Source organism: Hoeflea phototrophica DFL-43 (assembly GCF_000154705.2).
Classification (GTDB): Bacteria; Pseudomonadota; Alphaproteobacteria; order Rhizobiales; family Rhizobiaceae; genus Hoeflea; species Hoeflea phototrophica.
Map to the genome: position 1 here is coordinate 1,108,524 of NZ_CM002917.1, position 14,436 is coordinate 1,122,959.

A 14,436-nucleotide genomic window follows, 5' to 3' on the forward strand; every position below is an offset into this window, starting at 1 on the left:
GGTCGACACGCCGCCTTTTGAATTTCATTTAGTCCGGTTCGGAAATTCCGGCTCCGGTCAACCGCCGAAGATGCTGCCAAGAAGGTCCTGTCCGCGGTCAGTGTAAAGCTTGTCGGCGCCCCGGCCGCTGGGGCCGATCACGATCACCTTGGAGCCGACATCGGCACGCTTGTAGAGATGCTCGACATCCTTGTTCATCATCCGGATGCAGCCCGACGACATGTTCTGTCCGATGGTCCAGGGCTGGTTGGTGCCGTGGATGCGGAAAATCGTGTCGCGCCCGCCCCTGTAGAGATAGAGCGCCCGGGCACCGAGCGGATTGTTCGGTCCACCCTTCATGTAGGCGGGCAGAATCCGGCCCTTGCGGCGTTCGCGTGCGATCATTGTTGCCGGTGGGCGCCAGCTTGGCCATTCGGCCTTGCGTCCGACCTTCACGGTGCCGGACCACCCGAAGCCTTCACGGCCCACGCCGACGCCATAGCGGGTCGCGCGGTTGTTGCCTTCGACATAGTAGAGATACTTGGTGTTGGTATCGACGATGATGGTGCCGGGCTTTTCATTGGTCTGAAAGCGGACCTTCTTGCGCCAATATTTGGATTTTGGCTTCTTTGACTGGGTTTGAGCCGACGCCGGCTCCGCAAGCGGCGCAAGCAGAATTGCGCTTGCACCCGCAGTCAGCATGAAACGTCGTGATATGCGATTGGACATTGCCCTGATTTCCCCTCTTGGCTGGTTCGGCCTTGATGCGAAAGGTACCATTGATTTTGAGGGGATCAACCGTTTGTGCGAGCAAAGTCATAACGTGTTTGTGATCAATGCAACAAAAACGGCCCGGGATTTGTTCCCGGGCCGTTTGTCTGCAGTAGTGAGAAAGCACTGCGCCGCAGCTAGATCACGATCACCTTGGCGCCAACTTTGGCGCGCTCATAAAGTTCGGTGACATCCTCGTTGCGCATCCGGATGCAGCCCGAAGAGACCGCTTGGCCAATTGTCCAGGGCTGATTGGTGCCGTGAATGCGGTAAAGTGTCGAGCCGAGATAAAGTGCGCGTGCGCCCAGCGGATTGTCCGGGCCGCCTTTCATATGGGCCGGCAGGATCCGGCCTTCCTGCTCGCGAACACGCTTGATCATTGAAGCCGGTGGTCGCCAATCCGGCCACTCCGCCTTGCGGGTGATCCGCTCGGTGCCGCTCCAGGCGTGGCCTTGCTTGCCCACGCCGACGCCGTAGCGCCGCGCCTGGCCGTTGCCCATGACGTGGTACAGGAACCGTTCATGGGTGTTGATAATGATGGTGCCGGGCTTTTCGCCGCCATTGTAGGCAACCGTTTGCGGCAGAAACTGGGGGGCAAGCTGACGGGCCGGTTTTGGTTTGACCCGCGGAGCGGCTGCTGCTGCGACCTGCGTTGCCCGCCGTGGCTGTTCGGACAGCGAGCGCTGCTGGCGGACCACCGTGCGCGGCTGCTGCGGTTTGGTCCGGTAAACAACCCCACCGCGTGGCGCGGCCTGGCCACCAAGCTGCATCACCCATGGGGCTGAGAGATCCGGGCTCAGCACTACCGGCGGGCGTTGGCCGTAACGGTCGTTGGCAGTTGCGGGAGCGGTGAAAGCAGCAAGGCTCAAAGCCGCACTGGAGACAAGCACAGGCAGAATTCTCTTCATCGGACGGACCCCTTACGTTTCGTCACAATTGGGCCAGACACCAACCTGCTGATCATGAAGATGACCACAGGAAGGCTCTGGTTTCGCGATCATGCTGGGGCAGCAGTGGAATCAATTGGTGAATCACGACCGATTAAATGCGCGCTTTGCGGGAAAGCTTCTCTTAGGGTTATCGCCTGCTTGCCAAACGCGGTGAACGTCCGCTTAATTGCCCGCGATTCCCGGTTAACCATGTCGAATCGGGGGAATGAGGGAGCAAATCCATGGCGCACGAGAACGGCCTGATCATCGGCGAGGATGGCCGCACGCGCTGTTTCTGGCCTGGCAATCTGCCTGATTATCTCGACTATCACGATCACGAATGGGGCCGTCCGGTTGCCGATGACACACGGCTGTTTGAGAAGATCTGCCTGGAAGGGTTTCAGTCAGGCCTGTCCTGGCTCACCATTCTGCGCAAGCGCGAGAATTTCCGCGCGGCGTTTGCCGGCTTTGATTTCCACAAGGTCGCCTGCTTTGATGATCAGGACGTAGAACGCCTGGTGAGCGACGCCGGGATCATCCGGCACCGCGGCAAGATTGTCTCGACCATCAACAACGCCAAGCGCGCCATCGAAATGGCCGAGGAGTTCGGCTCGCTCGCCGCCTATTTCTGGAGCCACGAACCGGGGCCTGATCAGCGGCCGCCAACAGTGGACTATGCCATCCTGCGGGCCAATCCCACGACCGAGGTCTCGACCCGGATTTCCAAGGATCTGAAAAAGCGCGGCTGGAGCTTCGTCGGCCCGACCACCGTCTATGCCTTCATGCAGGCGATGGGGCTGGTCAATGATCATATTGAAGGCTGTTGCTGCCGTGCCGAGGTCGAGGCCCTTCGCGCCGCTCTCAAGCGGCCGGGCGGGGTGGCATGAGTCCGGAGGATCTCAAGACGCTGATCCTGAGCGTCGCCGAACGCACACCGGAGATCGGTCCGCTTGAAGAGAGCCTCAAATGGGGCGAACAGAGCTTCACTCCGGCGAAACGCAATGTCGGAAGCTCGGTGCGGATCGCGCCGCGCGACAATGGCGATGTGGCGCTGATGTTCATCTGCCACACCAATCTGGTCGAGGAGTTCCGCGGGCTCTATCCCGATGGGCTTGTCTTCGAGGGCAACCGGGCCATTGTACTCTCGGAGGGCTTTGAGACTGACCAGGCCGGGCTTGAGCACTGCATCGCGCTGGCGCTGACCTACAAATTGCGCAAGCGGCAAAGACCGGCCTGAAATCAGCCGCGTCTCTGCTTGGCGAGGATCGCCAGCGCCACCCCGCCCAAGATCAGCACCGATGAAACTGCCAGCCGCAATGTCCAAGCTTCGGCGAGAAACAATGTTCCACCGAAGGCCGCGATCACCGGCACAGTCAATTGCACGATTGCGCCCTGCGTGCCGCCGATCTGCTTGAGAACCCGGTACCACAACGCGTAACCGATGCCGGATGTGACAGCGCCTGAAAGGACTGCCAGAACCAGCCCGCTGCCCGTTGCATGAACCGGCAATCCTGCGATGGCGACCAGCACCCCAAGCGGGGCAAGAAAGACTACCGAACGCAGAAAATTGTCCGCCGTGGCCTTGAGCGGATCCGGCAAGCCCCGGCCTCTGAGCGAATAGGCGCCCCAGGCGATCCCGGAAACGGCCATGGCAGCGGCCGCCAGCGGATCGGGCGCCGCAAGCCCGGGCGAGACCAGCCAGATGAAGGCACCAAAGGCGGTGAGCAATCCAAGCCATTCGAGCGGCGAGGGCCGGTCGCCTTCCTTCAGGCTCCAGCCGATCATGGTGGCCTGGACGCAGGCAAACAGAATGAGCGCACCCACGCCTGTATCAAGCGCCACATAGGCGTAGGAAAACGCTGCTGCGTAGACAAACAGCGCAAATGCCGAGCTCCAGGATCCGGAACGCGCCAGCTCGGACTGGCCGCGCCGCGCCATGCTGAACCAGACAATGAGCGCCAGCGCCACGGCACCTGCGATCAGCCGCACCGCAGAATAAGTTGCTGGATCGATCAGCGGTGTCTCGCCCGATCCGATTGCCATCCGCCCGAGCACGGAATTGGCCGCAAAGGCGGTCATCGTCAGGGCCGTGAGGAGAATGAGGCGCAAGGAAGGGCTTTCGAACGGAGATGACGGTGGAATCGGGCCGCCGGAGTTGGTCAACAATCACCGCTCCCGCAGCCCTTGTCGAGTTGCATCGCCGGATTTGATGTCCTGCGTGGCACGCCGGACGTTGCCGGAAACCGGCTGCGGGTCTACACTTTGTCCCGGAGGGGCGACAACACTTTCATTTCGAGGAACTGATCATGTTGAAACTCGCCACGAAAATACTGGTATCCGCATCTTTTTGCCTGGCTGCGCTGGCCCCGGCTCAGGCCTTGCCGGTGATGCCGCTCAAGCAGGTCCCGGCCGCGCTCGCATCCGCCGATGTGGTCGATGTCCATTACAAGCGGCGCGGCGGGTTCTACCGTCATCACAAGCGCCACTACTACAATGGTCATCGGGGCTACCGGCACCACCGATACGGATATCGTCACTACAACGGCTATTGGTTTCCGCCTGCAGCCTTTGCGCTGGGCGTGATCATCGGCAGCCAGTCCCATGGCGGTGGTTATGGCGTCCGGCCCGGCTACACCCACCCGCGGCATGTGCGCTACTGCTACGACCGCTACCGGTCCTACCGGGCCTATGACAACACGTTCCAGCCCTATCACGGCCCGCGCAAACAGTGCCGTTCGCGCTACTTCTGACCATCCAGGAACGAAACCCGGCCTGAGACAGGGCGCATCTGCCCTGCTCAAGCCTTGCAGCCAAAGGGCCTGTCGGTTAGGAGAAGCGCGACAACGCAGTTCTCTTTTCCCAGGCCCTTTTTCATGTCCGACAAGAAGCAGAAGCAAAAGAAGCCTCAGAAGCTCAAGGCCCGCCTGGCGCGCGGTTTTCCGGATCGCTCGCCCGGAGACATCCGAGCCACAGATCAGATGATGGCGAAGATCAGAACCGTCTATGAGCGCTTCGGCTTCGAGCCGGTGGAAACGCCCTTTGTCGAATACACCGATGCGCTGGGCAAATTCCTGCCGGATCAGGACCGTCCCAATGAAGGCGTGTTCTCGTTTCAGGACGATGACGAGCAGTGGCTCTCGCTGCGCTATGATTTGACAGCACCGCTGGCCCGCCACGTTGCGGAAAACTTCAACGACATCCAGCTGCCCTACCGCACCTATCGTGCCGGCTGGGTGTTCCGCAACGAGAAGCCCGGCCCCGGCCGTTTCCGCCAGTTCATGCAGTTCGACGCCGACATCGTAGGCGCGCCGGGCGTCCAGGCCGACGCCGAAATGTGCATGATGATGGCCGACACCATGGAAGCGCTCGGCATCGCGCGCGGCGACTATGTGATCCGGGTCAACAACCGCAAGGTGCTCGACGGCGTGATGGAAGCCATCGGCCTTGGCGGCGAAGACAATGCAGGTAAGCGCCTCACCGTGCTGCGCGCCATCGACAAGCGCGACAAGTTTGGCATCGAGGGGGTCAAGCTGCTGCTCGGTCCGGGGCGCTGGGATGGCGGCAAGGAAGGTGAGGGTGATTTCACGCCGGGGGCTGGGCTGGATCATGAAACAATCAACAACGTGATCTTATGTCTCCGCGATCCGCTCGCGGTGATAGCTCAAGGTGGCGGTTGGGCGAATGCGTCCATTAGCACCGGCCTCGGGGAGCTGAATACCATTGAAGAGATTGTGGTTGCTTCAGGCTACGGTCCGGACCGCATCAAGATCGACCCCTCCGTCGTCCGCGGTCTCGAATATTACACCGGTCCGGTCTTCGAGGCCGAACTCCTCTTCGACGTCACCAACGAAAAGGGCCAGACCGTGCAGTTCGGCTCCGTCGGCGGCGGTGGCCGTTACGATGGTCTGGTCTCGCGCTTCATGGGCCAGCCTGTGCCCGCCACCGGCTTTTCCATCGGCGTTTCGCGGCTGATGACGGCGCTCAAGAATCTCGGCAAGCTCTCGGGCGAGGCAGCCTCGGGCCCGATCCTGGTCACCATAATGGACCGCGACCGCATCGGCGATTACGCGAAGATGGCGCAGGAGCTCAGAACCGCGCTCAACCCCCTGGGTGGCGACGGCCAGCCGACAGGCCCCACCATCCCGGTTGAGCTGTTCCAGGGCAATCCCAAGGACTTCCCCAAGCAGCTGCGCTACGCCGACCGCCGCGGTTCGCCCATCGCCATCATCCAGGGCGGCAACGAGAAGGAAGCGGGCAAGCTCATCGTCAAGGATCTGATCGAGGGCAAGCGCATCGCCGAGACCATCACTGACAATGCCGAATGGCGCGAGGCCAAGGCCGGAGAGCACCTTGTCGACGAGGCGGATCTGGTCATCACCGTCAAACGCGTGCTCGCCGAACAGGCCTCGGATGGTCAGGAAATCTGACGTGGAAGCCATTTATCCATTTCAAAAGAAAGACCCCTCCCCAACCCCTCCCCACAAGGGGGAGGGGCTTAACCCAGCTCGTCCTTCAAGTTTAGCCCTCAAGCTTCGTTCGATGGCTGCTGGCTTTCTCGGCGTGGAGTTACGACGGACTAGCCCCTCCCCCTTGTGGGGAGGGGTTGGGGAGGGGTCTTCTTCAGGATGTGTTGGGGAGGGGCCTTTTTTGTGACCCAGGCCGGACTTCCCACATTTGCCGATGAGCTAGCGCTTGCGCTTGACGCGCTTGAGGCTGGCCGTGTCGACATCCCGGTGATCCAGCCGGCCGAGCCGTTTCTCGACATGGCTGGCGAGGATCTGCGCCGCCGTATCTTCTTGACCGAAAGCGAAACCGGCGAAAGCCTCTGCCTGAGGCCCGAATTCACCATTCCGGTCTGCCGCGCCCATATCGCCGAGAGTGTCGGCACGCCGCGCCGCTATTCCTATCTCGGCAAGGTGTTCCGCCAGCGCCGCGACGGCGCCAACGAGTTCTTCCAGGCAGGCGTCGAGGATCTGGGCGAACCCGATGAGGCACGTGCCGATGCGCGCGCGGTCTCCGACGCCCGCACGTTGGTCTCCAGTTTTGCGCCCGGGAATGCACTTACGGTCACGATCGGCGATCAGTCGGTGTTCGAGGCTGTGGTTGCGGGTCTTGGGCTGCCGGCCGGTTGGCAGAAGCGGTTGATCCATGCCTTCGGCAACGAACAGGCGCTCAACGCCATGATCGCCCGGCTCGCAAGTCCCGATGAATCGGCAGCTCTCGATGACACGGTCGCGGGGTTCCTCGCCGCCGGCGACGCATCCGGGCTCGAGAAGCATATCGAAAGCGTGATGGAAGCCACCGGCTATTCGACCCACGCCAGCCGCTCGCCTGCCGAGATCACCGCCCGACTGATGGACAAGCAGGCGCTTGCCTCCACCCGGCTGTCGCCAGATGCACTTGATGCGCTCAAGACGTTTCTTGCGCTGGATGTTCCGCTCGACCGCGCGGCAGAAACACTCGCGGCGTTCGCCAGCAGCGCCGGGCTCGACATCCGGTCTGCCCAGACCAGTTTCGAAGCCCGACTCGATGCCCTGTCGGAGCGCGGCGAGGACCTTTCCAGCATCCATTGGCGCGCAGCCTTTGGCCGTCCTCTGGATTACTACACCGGTCTGGTTTTCGAGATCGCAGCGGGCGGGGCCAATCTGGTTCTTGCCGGTGGCGGCCGCTACGACCGGCTGATGGCGCTGCTCGGTGCGCAGGCCCCGATCCCGGCCGTTGGCTTTTCGCTCTGGCTCGACCGGATTGAAACCGTGAGGGCAGGATCATGACGGTGGCGCCGGAAACACTGACCATCGCGCTGCCATCCAAGGGCCGGATGAAGGACGACGCGATTGCAGTCTTTGCCCGCGCCGGGTTGACGGTCACCGCGATCGGCAATGACCGCAGCTATCGCGGCCGCCTCGAGGGCATTGACGGAGTCGAGGTGGCGTTCCTCTCGGCTTCGGAGATTGCCCGGGAACTGGGGGCAGGGGCGGTTGATCTCGGTGTCACCGGCGAGGATCTGGTGCGCGAAAGCCTGCCCCGCGCCGACGAGCGGGTGGAGGTCGCAGTCCGGCTCGGCTTCGGCAATGCAGATGTTGTCGTGGCAGTTCCCGATATCTGGAAAGACGTCGACACCATGGCGGATCTTGGCGATGTGGCTGCGGATTTCCGCGCCCGCCATGGTCGCCGTCTGGCGATTGCCACCAAATACTGGCGTCTGACACAGAGCTTCTTTTCGACCCGCCACGGCATTCAGCTCTACCGGATTGTCGAGAGCCTTGGCGCCACCGAAGGCGCGCCGGCCTCAGGCGCTGCCGACATCATTGTCGACATCACCACCACCGGGTCGACGTTGAACGCCAATCATTTGCGGGTTCTTTCAGACGGCGTGATCCTGAAGTCTGAAGCCTGCCTGGTGCGGGCGAGAAAGCCCGGCCATGATCAGGATCCGCGAATCTCGAAGCTGATCTCCGCCCTGCGCGCTGCCGCTCCGGCGTAAGTATTCTCCGCCAAATGTTTTGGCGGCAGCGCCCGAAACCCCAAAAAAAAGGCCGCCTCTTGTGGAGGCGGCCTGGACACTGGGGGATCGGGAACCACAGGGTCCGTAGCCGTCACAGGATGTCAGATCGGGGGGAACATCGCCTGTGACTTGTATTGCTCTACGCCCCAGATATCAGTCTGGATCACCAGATCTGCAATTTTTTGATGTGGCCCTCACGTCCATGTTTCATCTGGCCGCAGCGGGCTATTCCCGAACTCTTTTGAGCATCGCGCGGCCAAACGGAACCAGTCCGGCCTCACCCAGAAAATGCGGCGTTGTCACCAGCCGGATGGACTGCCGGGGCTGGGTATCCAGATTTTGGGCGGTGTAGCTTTCGCCGCTGTCGGTACCGCTGTCCCAGGCCCAGAGCGTGATCTCCTGCTGTTCAATCCACTTATCGTCCTGGATCAGGGAGACATCGGCGGCCCCTGTGAACCAGTCCGGGCTTGGCGCGATCATGGTGACGAAGGAAAGCAGCGGATGCGACTTCTTCGCGGTGATTGTCATCGTCACCTGGCCGGGAACCTTTTTCAGCGCACCAGCCTCGATGATCGCATCAAGACGATCGCGCCGTTGAGCTTCCGCCATTTCGGCTTTCATGATGGATGTGCGGCCGTTTTCGGCCACCAGTTCCAGACCACTGGAAGCGGTATCGCCATCTCTGAACATCGTGTAGCGACCATGATGTGTTGCTGCGAGCACGCTTGAAAGGTGCGCACCCAGCGGAAACTCCAATGGATTGGTTTCCGCGCTCCAGGTGATGTCCAGCTCTAGTTGGTATGTCGCTGTCTCGTCCGCATCCATGGCCGAGATTGGTGCCACCAACAACATCAATGCTGCAATCGTGCCGATCGACGTTCGTGAAACTGCTTGTCTTGACCCCATAAACCCGTCTCCCCTGTTTTGCTTACTATCTTGTCCGGGTTCATATTGCCCAGTGCAAGCCTCACTTTCAAATGACGGTTTTGCGAGCCCGCGCAAGAATTACGCTCACGGGAATGCGATTGGGGCGCCGTCAGATAAAAACGGCCCCCGGGTTTCCCCGGAGGCCGCTTGAATGATGGGTTTGGCTGTAAACCAGATTTAGGCGCGTCGGGCGTCCACGGACCATGCGCCCGGGCCGCTGACGGCGAGTGCCAGGAAGCCGCCGGTGATGGCGAGGTTCTTCATGAACATGATCATCTGCATCTGATCTTCCGGCTGGAAGTGCGCGAGAAAGCCCGATGCGATGCAGAAAGCGGCCAGAGCCCATGCAACGTAGCGGGTGAAGAAGCCGGCCAGGATGGCCAGGCCACCGAGAAGCTCCAGCGCAATCACAAGCCAGACAGTAACCGAGGCAAGCGGAATGCCCAGGCTGCTCATGTAGCCGGCAGTCCCCTCGACGCCATTGAGTTTGCCGTAACCGGCCGTGATAAAGATGACGCTGAGCAGTATGCGCGCAACAAGAAGTTGAAGGTTGGACGACATGTGATTCTCCGTTGGGTAAATTCTCAGCTTCAATAGCGCTATCACCCAAACTACGAAAGATGAACATACAGAAACATATTGTTCACAAAATAGCTACCAATGCATCGTCCCCGGTGCGCCCTTGATCGGGCCTTTGATGTTTGGCGTCACCCACCCACCGTAAAAGTTTCCCGGTTGGGGGATCACCCGGACACCATCCACGAGAATCTCGTCCATCGGCTCGGCGTAAAGGGCCAGATGGTCTCGCAGCTGGGCATATCGGGGGTCCGGCTCGCGATAGGTCCATGCCGCGCGCTCAGCCACATGGTCGCCGGCCACCAGATCAAAATAATTGGCCTGCCCCTTCCATTCGCACCTCGTTTGCCGTCCGTGCGACGGGCGCAACGCGTCTTTGGCAAACGCATCGATGGGCAGATAGAACGTTGGAGGATGATAGGTCTCCAGAATGCGGAAACCAATCTCCGACTGGACGATCAATTCACCTCCGAAACGCACCAGCACAGAGCAGTTGAACGGCTCGATCGCCGGCGGTCTGGGGTAATCCTCAACGTTCTCAGGTTCTGCCACATACATTCACCATCTCCTGTACCCAATAAGATGGGGCGAATCTCAAGAAAGCAAGGAAGGGCAAACCCAAACCAATTGACGCGAGGATCCGGACGGGATCTTCTCACCCGACTATGGAACTGGCTTGATCAGAAAATCCGAAACGATGCGCGAGCGCTTTGTCCGGTGGCAGGACTCTGCCGCACGCCTTGATCTGCGGGACAGCTTGCAAGGGTTACTGGTTGAAAACACCTATGGTCTGTTCGACCTTGAAACTGGCGAACACGAAAACACCCTCAATCGTACCGCCGCCCATGTCCGAAAAATCCGACGATTCCCCAATGCACATCACGGGAACATGGCTCTTGTCATCCATGACAATGGTGGTCGAGAAACAAAAGGACGAAGAGACCATGGCAGCCTTTTCGAACAGTTCAAGCACGTGTTGGCGATGTTCGGGATCGTAACACTGTACCAGATTGAGAAGCCCGATATTGGAATTTCCGTTTAGCTCGTGATGTTGCTGTGCGGTTGGACCCAGCCGGAACACGCCGGTTGAGAGGTCGGCTGTCCACCTTTCGAAACGGCAAAAACGCGAGATAAGGTCATAGTCGGGCGCAGCAAAATTCTGCGACTGCGCAGCAAAATCGAATGTATTGTTTGATTTTGTGATCTTGAACAAGACCGGCTCCGGGCATCTGGTAGCTGAATTTACTTCATTTATCCTGCAATTCCCAAAACGAATCATTCGCTATCAGGGTGAGCCTGATTGAACTCTGCTGCGCACCCGCGCGGCTCGCGGGAAGCACAAAGACATTATTCAAGCTCCAAAAAACGCGACAAACAGGCAGCCCGGTTCGTGTAACCCGGCACTCCAAATGAATCAATCGCATCCTTTATCTTCGGTTAAAGTTTAAAATACTGTTAAATTGGGAAGGAAATCTATTGCCAGATTTAGCACCTTGCGAAAGTAAACGAAAAAAGGGTGGTCCGAAGACCACCCCAATCGTGAACCCCTTCTACTGCGCCGCGCAAAATGATCGCGAAGTGCGTGTGAGGAGCAAGGCTTGCAGGCTGCAAGCAAGAGGCGTGAAGCCTCTTACATCATGCCGCCCATGCCGCCCATTCCGCCCATGTCAGGCATGCCGCCGCCAGCTGCACCTTCCTTCTTAGGAAGTTCAGCAATCATGGCTTCGGTGGTGATCAGCAGGCCAGCAACCGAAGCTGCGTCCTGGAGTGCGGTGCGCACGACCTTGACGGGATCAACGATGCCCATGGTGATCATGTCGCCATACTCACCGGTCTGGGCATTGTAGCCGAAGGTGTCGCTCTTCTGGTCGAGGATCTTGCCCACGACGATCGAAGCTTCATCACCAGCGTTTTCTGCGATCTGGCGGCAAGGTGCCTGCAGAGCGCGGCGAACAATGTTGATGCCGGCTTCCTGGTCGGCATTGGCGCCCTTGACCTTGATCGCACCCGAAGCGCGCAGAAGCGCGGTTCCGCCACCAGGCACGATGCCTTCCTGAACAGCAGCGCGGGTCGCGTTGAGCGCGTCGTCGACGCGGTCCTTGCGCTCCTTGACTTCCACTTCCGTGGAGCCGCCAACGCGGATAACGGCAACACCGCCGGCCAGCTTGGCCAGACGTTCCTGCAGCTTTTCACGGTCGTAGTCGGAAGAAGTTTCCTCGATCTGGGCCTTGATCTGAGCGATCCGGCCTTCGATTTCCTTCTTCTTGCCAGCGCCATCAACAATGGTGGTGTTTTCCTTGGTGATCGAGACCTTCTTGGCGCGGCCAAGCATTTCCAGGGTCACGTTTTCGAGCTTGATGCCGATGTCCTCGGAAATCACCTGGCCGCCGGTCAGGATCGCGATGTCTTCGAGCATTGCCTTGCGGCGGTCGCCGAAGCCAGGTGCCTTGACGGCTGCGATCTTGAGGCCGCCGCGCAGCTTGTTGACCACGAGGGTCGCAAGCGCTTCGCCTTCAACGTCTTCCGAGATGATCAGAAGCGGCTTGGAAGTCTGAACAACCGACTCGAGCACCGGCAGCATTGCCTGAAGGTTCGAGAGCTTCTTTTCGTGAAGCAGGATGTAGGCATCTTCCAGTTCGGCAACCATCTTGTCGGGATTGGTGACGAAGTATGGCGACAGGTAGCCGCGGTCGAACTGCATGCCTTCGACGACTTCCAGTTCGCTTTCAGCGGTCTTGGCTTCCTCGACGGTGATCACGCCTTCATTGCCAACGCGCTGCATGGCTTCGGCAATGTCCTTGCCGATCTGTGTTTCGCCATTGGCAGAGATCGTGCCGACCTGCTCGACTTCAGCGGAGGTCTTGATCTTCTTGGCCTTCTTGAGAAGGTCAGCGATGACTTCGGTCACGGCCAGATCGACGCCGCGCTTCAGGTCCATTGGGTTCATGCCGGCAGCAACAGCCTTGGCGCCTTCGCGAACGATCGCCTGGGCTAGAACGGTTGCAGAGGTGGTGCCGTCACCGGCGATGTCGTTGGTCTTCGACGCAACTTCACGCACCATCTGTGCGCCCATGTTTTCGAACTTGTCTTCCAGTTCGATTTCCTTGGCAACGGTCACGCCGTCCTTGGTGATGCGCGGAGCGCCAAAGGACTTGTCGATGATGACGTTGCGGCCTTTCGGGCCGAGCGTTACCTTCACCGCATCGGCGAGGATGTCGACGCCGCGCAGCATTTTCTCGCGAGCGGTACGACCGAATTTAACTTCTTTAGCAGCCATTTCACTTAACTCCCGGGCCTTGGCCCATCGTGTTGAGGCATTAATTTGATTTCGAATTCAAGGGGTTTTCGGATTAACCGAGGACACCCATGATGTCGCTTTCCTTCATGATCAGAAGGTCTTCGCCATCAAGCTTGACTTCGGTGCCGGACCATTTGCCGAACAGCACGCGGTCGCCAGCCTTGACGTCCAGGGCGACGAGCTTGCCGGCATCGTCACGGACGCCCGTGCCAACAGCAATGACTTCGCCTTCCTGCGGCTTTTCCTTGGCGGTATCCGGAATGATGATCCCGCCTTTGGTTTTCTCTTCGGACTCGACACGACGGACGACAACGCGGTCGTGGAGCGGACGGAACTTGGTTTTTGCCATTGTCTATATTCCTCGATCGAATGACATTAGCGGCTGAGGGCCCTGAATTGAGCCTCATGAAGATGCGTTAGCACTCACTCCTCGCGAGTGCTAACGGGGCGGAGATAAGGATGCGTTCTGGAAGTGTCAAGGGATTGGCCAGCGATTCGATGTCCGGTTTTTTGCGCTCAAGACGCAAAATGCGATCCGGCTCTTGTATTCGGGCACAAGCTGCGCGACATCCTTTCTCGCAAAAGGAACTGTCACATATGCCACGCAAGATCACCGACCTGGATCAGCTGACCGAGCATGCCGACGTGCTGCTGTGCGACGTATGGGGCGTCATACACAACGGCGTCAACCCCTTTCCGCTGTCGGTTGAGGCGCTCAAAGCGGCGCGTGCACGCGGCCAGGCAGTCATTCTGATTACCAATTCGCCCAGGCCGGCCCAGGGCGTAATCCGGCAATTCGAGACCATCGGTGTCGATCCCGAGTGCTGGGACGACATTGTCACCTCGGGTGATGTGACGCGCCAGCTGGTCTCTGAAGGACCGAAACAGATTTATTTTCTCGGGCCCGAGCGCGATATGGCGCTGGTCGAAGGGCTCGACGTCGAGCTGGTAGATCCCGGCGCCGCCAAGGCCGTTCTGTGCACCGGCCTGTTTGATGACGAGACCGAGCAGGCGGAGAACTACCGGAGCTTGCTGCAGGGATTCAAGGCGCGCGATCTGCCGTTCATTTGTGCCAATCCGGACCGGGTGGTCGAGCGCGGCGACCGTTTGGTGCCATGCGCTGGTGCGATCGCGGATCTCTATGCGGAATTGGGGGGCGAAACCCGGATTGCAGGCAAGCCGCATGCGCCGATCTACCGTGAGGCAATGGCACGCGCCCAGGCGCTGCGCGCCGGCGTTGACAAGTCGAGAACCCTGGCGATCGGCGACGGTGCCTCCACAGACATTCGCGGCGCGCTCGACAATGGTTTTGAGGCGGTCTTCATTGCCCGCGGTATTCATGCCCGGCATTACATTTCCGGCCGTGCCACCGACGAGACCCGTTTGCAGGCGTTTCTGGATGCGGAGGGCCTGGCTCCCGCATTCTGGATGGAATGGCTTGCCTGAGCGGA

At 59.9% G+C, this 14,436-nt stretch carries 16 protein-coding genes; 7 read left to right on the forward strand and 9 right to left on the reverse strand.

Annotated elements, in window-relative coordinates; all coding sequences use genetic code 11:
* Positions 1 to 57 precede the first annotated feature (57 nt).
* Both HPDFL43_RS05215 and HPDFL43_RS05220 read right to left on the reverse strand, forming a co-directional pair.
* Positions 58 to 708: a L,D-transpeptidase gene (locus tag HPDFL43_RS05215; RefSeq protein WP_040449082.1), complete on the reverse strand. Its 651-nt coding sequence runs from the start codon at positions 706 to 708 to the stop codon at positions 58 to 60.
* A gap of 179 nt (positions 709 to 887) precedes the next feature.
* The gene (locus HPDFL43_RS05220) at positions 888 to 1,658 is read right to left on the reverse strand and encodes a L,D-transpeptidase (RefSeq protein ID WP_007196224.1); all 771 of its coding nucleotides are present in this window, start codon (positions 1,656 to 1,658) and stop codon (positions 888 to 890) included.
* 263 nt (positions 1,659 to 1,921) lie between these two features.
* On the opposite strand from HPDFL43_RS05220, the gene HPDFL43_RS05225 reads away from it, so the two are divergent.
* Together HPDFL43_RS05225 and HPDFL43_RS05230 are read left to right on the forward strand one after the other, a co-directional pair.
* Complete coding sequence (locus tag HPDFL43_RS05225; protein WP_007196225.1) at positions 1,922 to 2,566, forward strand: DNA-3-methyladenine glycosylase I; 645 nt, start codon at positions 1,922 to 1,924, stop codon at positions 2,564 to 2,566.
* Positions 2,563 to 2,916, forward strand: a complete 354-nt coding sequence (locus HPDFL43_RS05230; RefSeq protein WP_007196226.1) for a DUF1801 domain-containing protein — start codon at positions 2,563 to 2,565, stop codon at positions 2,914 to 2,916. The genes HPDFL43_RS05225 and HPDFL43_RS05230 overlap by 4 nt, the downstream gene beginning before the upstream one ends.
* 2 nt (positions 2,917 to 2,918) lie before the next feature.
* On the opposite strand, the gene HPDFL43_RS05235 is transcribed toward HPDFL43_RS05230, so the two are convergent.
* A complete protein-coding gene (locus HPDFL43_RS05235; protein ID WP_245271100.1) occupies positions 2,919 to 3,845 on the reverse strand; it encodes a DMT family transporter in 927 nt (308 codons plus the stop codon).
* A gap of 140 nt (positions 3,846 to 3,985) precedes the next feature.
* Between HPDFL43_RS05235 and HPDFL43_RS05240 the strand changes: the two genes are divergently transcribed.
* The 4 genes from HPDFL43_RS05240 to hisG all read left to right on the forward strand — a co-directional run bounded on the left by HPDFL43_RS05240 (position 3,986) and on the right by hisG (position 8,163).
* The gene (locus HPDFL43_RS05240) at positions 3,986 to 4,429 is read left to right on the forward strand and encodes a BA14K family protein (RefSeq protein WP_007196228.1); all 444 of its coding nucleotides are present in this window, start codon (positions 3,986 to 3,988) and stop codon (positions 4,427 to 4,429) included.
* Between the two features lie 123 nt (positions 4,430 to 4,552).
* Positions 4,553 to 6,106, forward strand: a complete 1,554-nt coding sequence (gene hisS, locus HPDFL43_RS05245) for a histidine--tRNA ligase (RefSeq protein ID WP_007196229.1) — start codon at positions 4,553 to 4,555, stop codon at positions 6,104 to 6,106.
* A gap of 198 nt (positions 6,107 to 6,304) precedes the next feature.
* Complete coding sequence (locus tag HPDFL43_RS05250; RefSeq protein ID WP_007196230.1) at positions 6,305 to 7,450, forward strand: ATP phosphoribosyltransferase regulatory subunit; 1,146 nt, start codon at positions 6,305 to 6,307, stop codon at positions 7,448 to 7,450.
* A complete protein-coding gene (hisG, locus tag HPDFL43_RS05255; RefSeq protein ID WP_007196231.1) occupies positions 7,447 to 8,163 on the forward strand; it encodes an ATP phosphoribosyltransferase in 717 nt (238 codons plus the stop codon). The genes HPDFL43_RS05250 and hisG overlap by 4 nt, the downstream gene beginning before the upstream one ends.
* A 246-nt stretch (positions 8,164 to 8,409) precedes the next feature.
* On the opposite strand, the gene HPDFL43_RS05260 is transcribed toward hisG, so the two are convergent.
* The 6 genes from HPDFL43_RS05260 to groES form a co-directional block, all read right to left on the reverse strand.
* A complete protein-coding gene (locus tag HPDFL43_RS05260) occupies positions 8,410 to 9,186 on the reverse strand; it encodes a spondin domain-containing protein (RefSeq protein ID WP_156970202.1) in 777 nt (258 codons plus the stop codon).
* Positions 9,187 to 9,288: 102 nt separating this feature from the next.
* Positions 9,289 to 9,672 (reverse strand): DoxX family protein, encoded by a 384-nt coding sequence (locus HPDFL43_RS05265; RefSeq protein WP_007196233.1) that lies wholly within the window; start codon positions 9,670 to 9,672, stop codon positions 9,289 to 9,291.
* Positions 9,673 to 9,765: 93 nt separating this feature from the next.
* Entirely contained in the window at positions 9,766 to 10,245 is a 480-nt protein-coding gene (locus tag HPDFL43_RS05270; RefSeq protein WP_007196234.1) for a DUF427 domain-containing protein, read from the reverse strand.
* A gap of 208 nt (positions 10,246 to 10,453) precedes the next feature.
* Positions 10,454 to 10,900, reverse strand: coding sequence for a hypothetical protein (locus tag HPDFL43_RS05275; RefSeq protein ID WP_007196235.1), 447 nt, complete (start codon positions 10,898 to 10,900; stop codon positions 10,454 to 10,456).
* 417 nt (positions 10,901 to 11,317) lie between these two features.
* Complete coding sequence (groL, locus tag HPDFL43_RS05280; RefSeq protein WP_040449083.1) at positions 11,318 to 12,964, reverse strand: chaperonin GroEL; 1,647 nt, start codon at positions 12,962 to 12,964, stop codon at positions 11,318 to 11,320.
* A 73-nt stretch (positions 12,965 to 13,037) separates the two neighbouring features.
* Entirely contained in the window at positions 13,038 to 13,334 is a 297-nt protein-coding gene (gene groES / locus HPDFL43_RS05285) for a co-chaperone GroES (protein WP_007196237.1), read from the reverse strand.
* A 248-nt stretch (positions 13,335 to 13,582) separates the two neighbouring features.
* On the opposite strand from groES, the gene HPDFL43_RS05290 reads away from it, so the two are divergent.
* Positions 13,583 to 14,431: a TIGR01459 family HAD-type hydrolase gene (locus HPDFL43_RS05290; protein ID WP_007196238.1), complete on the forward strand. Its 849-nt coding sequence runs from the start codon at positions 13,583 to 13,585 to the stop codon at positions 14,429 to 14,431.
* Positions 14,432 to 14,436 lie beyond the last annotated feature (5 nt).

Coding starts and splice junctions, on each gene's coding strand:
- groES (WP_007196237.1), bottom strand. CDS start 13,334: ATGGCAAAAACCAAGTTCCGTCCGCTCCACGACCGCGTTGTCGTCCGT.
- HPDFL43_RS05225 (WP_007196225.1), top strand. CDS start 1,922: ATGGCGCACGAGAACGGCCTGATCATCGGCGAGGATGGCCGCACGCGC.
- HPDFL43_RS05265 (WP_007196233.1), bottom strand. CDS start 9,672: ATGTCGTCCAACCTTCAACTTCTTGTTGCGCGCATACTGCTCAGCGTC.
- hisG (WP_007196231.1), top strand. CDS start 7,447: ATGACGGTGGCGCCGGAAACACTGACCATCGCGCTGCCATCCAAGGGC.
- HPDFL43_RS05230 (WP_007196226.1), top strand. CDS start 2,563: ATGAGTCCGGAGGATCTCAAGACGCTGATCCTGAGCGTCGCCGAACGC.
- HPDFL43_RS05290 (WP_007196238.1), top strand. CDS start 13,583: ATGCCACGCAAGATCACCGACCTGGATCAGCTGACCGAGCATGCCGAC.
- HPDFL43_RS05270 (WP_007196234.1), bottom strand. CDS start 10,245: ATGTATGTGGCAGAACCTGAGAACGTTGAGGATTACCCCAGACCGCCG.
- hisS (WP_007196229.1), top strand. CDS start 4,553: ATGTCCGACAAGAAGCAGAAGCAAAAGAAGCCTCAGAAGCTCAAGGCC.
- groL (WP_040449083.1), bottom strand. CDS start 12,964: ATGGCTGCTAAAGAAGTTAAATTCGGTCGTACCGCTCGCGAGAAAATG.
- HPDFL43_RS05220 (WP_007196224.1), bottom strand. CDS start 1,658: ATGAAGAGAATTCTGCCTGTGCTTGTCTCCAGTGCGGCTTTGAGCCTT.
- HPDFL43_RS05240 (WP_007196228.1), top strand. CDS start 3,986: ATGTTGAAACTCGCCACGAAAATACTGGTATCCGCATCTTTTTGCCTG.
- HPDFL43_RS05215 (WP_040449082.1), bottom strand. CDS start 708: ATGTCCAATCGCATATCACGACGTTTCATGCTGACTGCGGGTGCAAGC.
- HPDFL43_RS05250 (WP_007196230.1), top strand. CDS start 6,305: ATGTGTTGGGGAGGGGCCTTTTTTGTGACCCAGGCCGGACTTCCCACA.